The sequence below is a fragment of the Streptococcus infantis genome, assembly GCF_000963255.1.
Taxonomy (GTDB): Bacteria; Bacillota; Bacilli; order Lactobacillales; family Streptococcaceae; genus Streptococcus; species Streptococcus nidrosiense.
The window spans coordinates 23593-30373 of record NZ_JYOV01000027.1; the positions used below are offsets into that span (position 1 = coordinate 23593).

6 protein-coding genes are annotated in these 6781 nt (G+C 39.5%); 1 reads left to right on the forward strand and 5 read right to left on the reverse strand.

All coding sequences use genetic code 11. From position 1 onward, the window contains the following. Window positions 1-14 precede the first annotated feature (14 nt). From TZ96_RS09820 to TZ96_RS11120, 5 genes are all read right to left on the reverse strand, one after another. Entirely contained in the window at window positions 15-890 is an 876-nt protein-coding gene (locus tag TZ96_RS09820; RefSeq protein ID WP_045763922.1) for a glycosyltransferase family 2 protein, read from the reverse strand. Beyond that, window positions 880-2109 (reverse strand): glycosyltransferase, encoded by a 1230-nt coding sequence (locus TZ96_RS09825; protein WP_045763923.1) that lies wholly within the window; start codon window positions 2107-2109, stop codon window positions 880-882. Before TZ96_RS09825 ends, TZ96_RS09820 begins: the two co-directional genes overlap by 11 nt. Further along, window positions 2078-3325 carry a glycosyltransferase family 8 protein gene (locus TZ96_RS09830; RefSeq protein ID WP_045763924.1) on the reverse strand — a complete coding sequence of 416 codons (1248 nt, stop codon included), beginning with the start codon at window positions 3323-3325 and terminating at the stop codon, window positions 2078-2080. The genes TZ96_RS09825 and TZ96_RS09830 overlap by 32 nt, the downstream gene beginning before the upstream one ends. A 98-nt stretch (window positions 3326-3423) precedes the next feature. Next, window positions 3424-4302 carry a glycosyltransferase family 2 protein gene (locus TZ96_RS09835; protein WP_045763925.1) on the reverse strand — a complete coding sequence of 293 codons (879 nt, stop codon included), beginning with the start codon at window positions 4300-4302 and terminating at the stop codon, window positions 3424-3426. A gap of 232 nt (window positions 4303-4534) precedes the next feature. After that, on the reverse strand, window positions 4535-4792 hold the full coding sequence (locus tag TZ96_RS11120) for an LPXTG cell wall anchor domain-containing protein (protein WP_431305820.1): 258 nt from the start codon (window positions 4790-4792) through the stop codon (window positions 4535-4537). Window positions 4793-4802: 10 nt separating this feature from the next. On the opposite strand from TZ96_RS11120, the gene TZ96_RS11125 reads away from it, so the two are divergent. Next, window positions 4803-6781, forward strand: a 1979-nt coding sequence (locus TZ96_RS11125) for a hypothetical protein (RefSeq protein ID WP_045763927.1), incomplete at its 3' end; no start/stop codon positions are given.

Sequence of the window (6781 nt, forward strand, 5' to 3'; positions counted from 1 at the left end):
GAGTATTTTATATCCTACAAATATCTAACAACATCTTCATAGATTTGAATACCATTAGTATTTTCTATTCCTAGTTCTTCCTTGTGTTGAATACGTACTCTCAAAAATTCTTTCGTTTTTTCAATATAGATTTGTGGGTCTATGTTTCTTACGAGAAGATAAGGAATTCTCCCCATCCTTATCTCCAAATCATCTACCAAATATTTATCTGTCAACATTCTCGCACAAGCGGACGAATCATGACACCTAAAATTATAAAGTGGTTTGTGAATATACAAACACTTATCAAGTCGCAGAAAAACTTTGAAATTAAATTCCAAGTCCTCTCCCATTACTCTCTGTTCATTAAAGACTAGAGAGTGAAGCAAAGATCGTTTAAATAATTTCCCCCAGGAAACATTAAATGTTCTATCAAAACTTTCTCTATGTGGTAATTCGGCTAATAACTCATCACCAGTATATATTCTTTCATAATAGTCTTTATCTAAAACATGAAGATACCAACAAGCATCATTCACACTGTAAATTGTATAAGTAGCAATGACTACATCTACACTATACTCTAGCATTTTTAAATACAAAATTTCTAAATAATTTGGCGTCAAAAAGTCATCTGGATCTACAAAAGTAATATAATCTCCAACCGCACATCTCATTCCTAAGTTTCGAGCAGAGGATACTCCTCCATTTTCTTTTTTAAAATAACGAAAGCGTGAATCTTTGGCAACATATTCTTTACAAATCTCTGCCGACTTATCTGGAGAACCATCATCGATTAATAAGCATTCAAAATTTTCATAGGTTTGATGGTGAATACTATCCAAACATTCTCGAAGATAATTCTCCACGTTAAAAATGGGCACAATAACACTGATCAATTCATTTTCCATTCAGTTTTTCTCCTAAAAATTTTCGAATTTCCTCTACCATTTTCTCTGGTTCAGCAGATGAAAAAATCTGACTTCTTCCGCTTGAGTCATGACTGGTAGTGTCGAAAGCGAAGATTGGTTTGTTTTTGTCATGAATTTCTTCGATAATAGTCCCTACAACCCCACCATGATTGATATCCAGATAGAAATCCATTTTGTCCAAGGTCTCCTTCTTGTTAAAAGGACTAAAGTTTGGATAAATTGAAAGATTCAAAAATCGTTGCATATCAACTACACTCTCTGCAAAATCTGTTGGAGCTAATATCGTAACATGAACTTCTAGCAATTCGGATAATAGGTATTCTATTGATTCTAGACCAGCACTATTTGTGAAAATACAAGTATGATATAAGGGAGCCTTCACCAGTTCTGTAAATGAACGACTGATGATATCTGTTTCTAACAATACATCATTCCAGTTCAAACCATAATAAAACCACCATAACTTACGAAAACGTGTCAAGGTCAAATGAGTCCATGGTTTAAATTCTGTGGTATAGTGGATAATCTTTGGTTCACAATTTCCGTAATAGTGAGACTGATACCATTCCCCATTCCCACTTAAATGGAGAAATTGATCCAAACCAACCATGAAATTGTATTCTTTATCCAAATGTAGCCACTGATCGCCGAAATGCATATTGAGAATTCCTTGGTCTCCATAGACATGTTCATGGTGTTGGACAGTCAACTCTAGCAGACTTTGTGTCAACCGATTTTCTCGCCATTTCTTTGCATCAATCACCATCACACCTGAATTAAAGGTTGTTAACCAACCACTCTGATCAAAATCCTGAACAGCTGCGATAGCGTATCCCTGTAAATCCAAGTAGAATAAGTCATCTAGTTTTGCATTGACAATCGTATCCGAGTCTAAGTAGAGAACCCTATCTTCTAGCACTTCATCTGCAATGAAATATCTAAAGAAAGCCGCATAGGACAGGATTGCATTCGGCAAGTGGAAATCGCGAAGATTATGAGCTGTTTTTTTGACATTGACAATCTCAGAACCAATAACCTTCAAACGATTTCTCATCAACAAAAACCATTCACTAGGCAAATCGTCATTAAACACATAAAATTTCACTTTATGATTATGAACCGATACTGACTTTATCACGGTTTCTACCTTATCAAGGTAATGAATATCAGCTCCAAGAGCGATCACTTTTTGATACATTGTTATCTCCACCTTCTTCTATTTTTCTAATCAATTCATCTATCTCACCAACTGTAAAGATCGTGCTTTCCCCGTGAGAAAAATGATTGGTAGAATCAAATGAGTAGATCGTCTTACCTTGTCGTACCATCTCCTGTAGCACTTGGTCCATAGCTGGTCCGTAGTTAATATCTAGATAGACATCTGTTTTATCTATGATGTCTTGCTTCATTTTAGGATCGGCACATGGATAAATGTAACAATTTGAATAGCGTTGCAATTCGATAACATTAGGAGAAAAATATGTTGGAGCTACAATATGAAATTGGACATCTGGTAATTTTTCAAGTAAATAACCTATACTCTCGATGTCTCCTGTATTGGTAAAAACACTCACATGTTGGGAGATGGGGGAAATCAAGTTTTCGAATTGTTCTTGCAAGACATAAGAATCCAAGAGGATATCATTCCAATTCAAGCCATAATAAAACCACCAAATTTCTCGAAAACGATTAAAGCGAAAATGCTTCCATGGTTTATTTTCCGTCGTGTAGTGGATAATATTAGGAATACCATCAAATAGTCCGTACCATCCAAAATCTCCCAAATAGTGTCTATGGGCATCTTGACCTACTTGTAAATTGTTGGTCAAATCCAAACGTTTCCATCTATCTTTAAACAGCAAATTGAAAATTCCCTGATCTCCATAAACATGTTCATGATGAGTTATAGTTAACTCAAACAACTGGCTGGAAATGTTTTCTTTACGCCACATATCCGTATCAATTAGTAGCACGCCTGAGTTAAACTCCTCATCAGTAGTAGGAATATCTGGAACAGCTCCAAGGGGGCAACCATCCAAATCAAGATCAAACAATGCTGTCAAACTAGAGGTTACGATGATATCACTATCAAGATAGAGGGCCTTCTTTTCAAAAACAAAATTTGGAATAAAATATCGAAGATAGGCAGCAGAACTAAGATGGGGAGTAGGAAGATGGAAGTGACTAATCGTATCATCTGTGATTTTTATATTGATAATCTCCGAATTTAATACAGACAGTCTTTTGTTCATCAATTGAAACCACTCTGTGGGAAAATCACTGTTAAAAATATAAAATCTTATATCCCTATTATGGCTACAGACTGACTTTACAGTTGTTTCTACCTTATCCATATAATTGCTATCGGCTCCAAGTACGATAGCTCTTTTTGGGTTAGTGATATCCCCCTGCATTTTACTCTCCTCTATCTTTCATTTTTCATTTAAAGGGTACTCATCCCCCTTATAGTTCCGCATAGCTTTCTTATTTACTATCAATTTGGCTTTCAAGCCTATTTCTCACACAAATCTAATCTAAACAAAATCTCTCTATACTCATCAGTATCAGTCAAATTATAAGTTTCACATAAGTACTTATATTCATTCAGGATATTTATAAAACGAGTTCTCATAACACTGGTATCAATACCAGCAAGAACAAGATCCGCAAGTTTTAAACTAAATACTTGCAAGATATCCTGTACCCAAGATAGATCAAATTGCGAAGTCATGATACTACCTTGTCTAACACGATAGATATAAAGATTATCATTTACAAAAATTGTTTTCTGACTTTTTATAAACAACCTATGAATAGTAGCCTCATCGTCAAAACGCCGACCATTCGTAAATGGAACTTGCAATAGCAAATCTTTTTTAAACAGCTTAAACATAGGCATAATAAAGGCTGAAGCATTTAGATGCCAATAACCCGCTTGACGATCAATTAATTCTTGAGCTGATAATTCTTCAATACAAAAATCTCTTTCTAGTACATAGAATTTACACTGTCCATCATTCTCATCATAAATAAAATAATTGCCGATTACGATATCTGCCCCAGTTTCTTCCACTTGTCTATGCAAAGTATCTACCATTCTTTTTTCAGCGATATCATCTGAATCTACAAAAAGGACATACTCACCGAGTGCTTGAGTAACACCGAAATTTTTAGCCAAAGCCGCACCCCTATTTTCTGTGTGGAATACACGAACTCGGCTATCCAATTCAGCAAATCTATCACATATTTCCGCTGAAGCATCTGTAGAACCGTCGTTTACTAGAACTATATCCAGATTTGTATAGGTCTGATTTAGCACACTTTGAATGCACTCTTCCAAATAATTTTCCACATTATACACAGGTATAACAACACTAATTAGATGTTCCAATTCTACTCCTTTATCCTTGTTTCAAAATTTATTCATAAGCATATTTTCTAAAAGTCGAAACTCTTATTGTTAAAAACTATCATCATACATTATACCATTTTTTAGGCTATTTCACAAAGCATGGCAACTATGGCATCTCACTTTTGAAGAATATAAAAACCTCCAAAAGTTTTTAACTTTTGGAGGTTTTACGACAACCTAATTAGTCTATTTTGGCTGTCTAAAGCAAGATTTATTCTTCATCACGTTTACGACGTTTAGCGATCAAACCTAATCCTGTTAGACCTGCTACAACTCCAAGGAGAGCGTTTGTAGCTGAAGCAGTTTCACCAGTATTTGGTAATTGCTTACGTGTCTTAGTGGTTTCAGTTTGAGGAGCTTGACTAGCTGAAGTCGAATGAATCGTTGATGTTGAAGCACTTGTACTTGTTGATGCCGAATGAGGCATTGATGTTGAAGCACTTGAACTTGTTGAAGTAGAATGAGGCATTGATTGACTAATGCTTGTTGACAATGATAGTGATTGTGATACTGATGTACTAATTGAATCCGATGTAATAATACTATCAATATCTAAGCTATCAAGTGACAAGCTTTCTGGCATTCCCTTACTTGTAACAACAGATGAACTTGCTGAGGTGCTTGCACTTGTTGATGCTGACGTGCTTGCTGAGGTGCTTGCGCTTGTTGAAGCTGATGTACTTGCTGAGGTGCTTGCGCTTGTTGAAGCGGATGTACTTGCTGAAGTACTTGCACTTGTTGAAGCGGATGTACTTGCTGAAGTACTTGCACTTGTTGAAGCAGATGTACTTGCTGACGTGCTTGCGCTCGTTGATGCTGACGTACTTGCACTTGTTGAAGCAGATGTGCTTGCTGACGTGCTTGCGCTTGTTGAGGCCGATGTACTTGCACTTGTTGATGCGGATGTACTTGCTGATGTGCTTGCACTTGTTGATGCAGATGTGCTTGCTGACGTGCTTGCACTTGTTGAGGCCGATGTACTTGCTGACGTGCTTGCGCTCGTTGAGGCTGACGTACTTGCACTTGTTGAAGCAGATGTGCTTGCTGACGTGCTTGCGCTTGTTGAGGCCGATGTACTTGCTGATGTACTTGCGCTCGTTGAAGCGGATGTACTTGCTGACGTACTTGCACTTGTTGAGGCGGATGTACTTGCTGACGTGCTTGCACTTGTTGAGACTGACGTGCTAGCTGAGGTACTTGCTGAAGTACTTGCACTTGTTGATGCTGACGTACTTGCTGATGTGCTTGCGCTCGTTGAGGCTGATGTACTTGCTGACGTGCTTGCACTTGTTGATGCAGATGTACTTGCTGAAGTACTTGCGCTCGTTGAAGCCGACGTACTTGCTGATGTGCTTGCACTTGTTGAAGCTGATGTGCTTGCTGACGTACTTGCACTTGTTGAGGCTGACGTGCTTGCGCTCGTTGATGCGGACGTACTTGCTGACGTGCTTGCACTTGTTGAGGCTGACGTGCTTGCGCTCGTTGATGCGGACGTACTTGCTGACGTGCTTGCACTTGTTGAGGCCGACGTACTTGCTGACGTGCTTGCACTTGTTGAGGCGGATGTACTTGCTGACGTGCTTGCCGATGTACTTGCACTTGTTGAGGCCGACGTACTTGCTGACGTGCTTGCACTTGTTGAAGCGGATGTACTTGCTGACGTGCTTGCGCTCGTTGAAGCCGATGTACTTGCTGATGTACTTGCACTTGTTGAAGCTGACGTGCTTGCTGACGTGCTTGCCGATGTGCTTGCACTTGTTGATGCCGATGTACTTGCTGACGTGCTTGCACTTGTTGATGCCGATGTGCTTGCTGATGTGCTTGCGCTTGTTGATGCGGACGTGCTAGCAGATGTACTTGCACTTGTTGAAGCAGATGTACTTGCTGAAGTACTTGCACTTGTTGAAGCCGATGTACTTGCTGAAGTACTTGCACTTGTTGAAGCAGATGTGCTTGCTGATGTGCTTGCACTTGTTGAAGCCGATGTACTTGCTGACGTGCTTGCGCTCGTTGATGCGGATGTACTTGCTGACGTGCTTGCACTTGTTGATGCGGATGTACTTGCTGACGTGCTAGCTGATGTGCTTGCTGATGTGCTTGCGCTTGTTGAAGCGGACGTACTTGCTGACGTACTTGCTGACGTACTTGCACTTGTTGAGGCTGACGTACTTGCTGACGTGCTTGCGCTTGTTGAAGCGGACGTGCTAGCAGATGTACTTGCGCTCGTTGAAGCCGATGTACTTGCTGATGTACTTGCACTTGTTGATGCGGATGTACTTGCTGACGTGCTTGCACTTGTTGATGCGGATGTACTTGCTGACGTGCTTGCACTTGTTGATGCGGATGTACTTGCTGATGTGCTTGCGCTCGTTGATGCGGACGTACTTGCTGACGTGCTTGCACTTGTTGATGCGGATGTACTTGCTGACGTGCTTGCACTTGTTGATGCGGATGTACT

Excerpts from the sequence above, each read along its gene's own strand:
- TZ96_RS09820 (WP_045763922.1), bottom strand. The coding sequence starts at position 890 with ATGGAAAATGAATTGATCAGTGTTATTGTGCCCATTTTTAACGTGGAG.
- TZ96_RS09825 (WP_045763923.1), bottom strand. The coding sequence starts at position 2,109 with ATGTATCAAAAAGTGATCGCTCTTGGAGCTGATATTCATTACCTTGAT.
- TZ96_RS09830 (WP_045763924.1), bottom strand. The coding sequence starts at position 3,325 with ATGCAGGGGGATATCACTAACCCAAAAAGAGCTATCGTACTTGGAGCC.
- TZ96_RS11120 (WP_431305820.1), bottom strand. The coding sequence starts at position 4,792 with ATGCCTCATTCTACTTCAACAAGTTCAAGTGCTTCAACATCAATGCCT.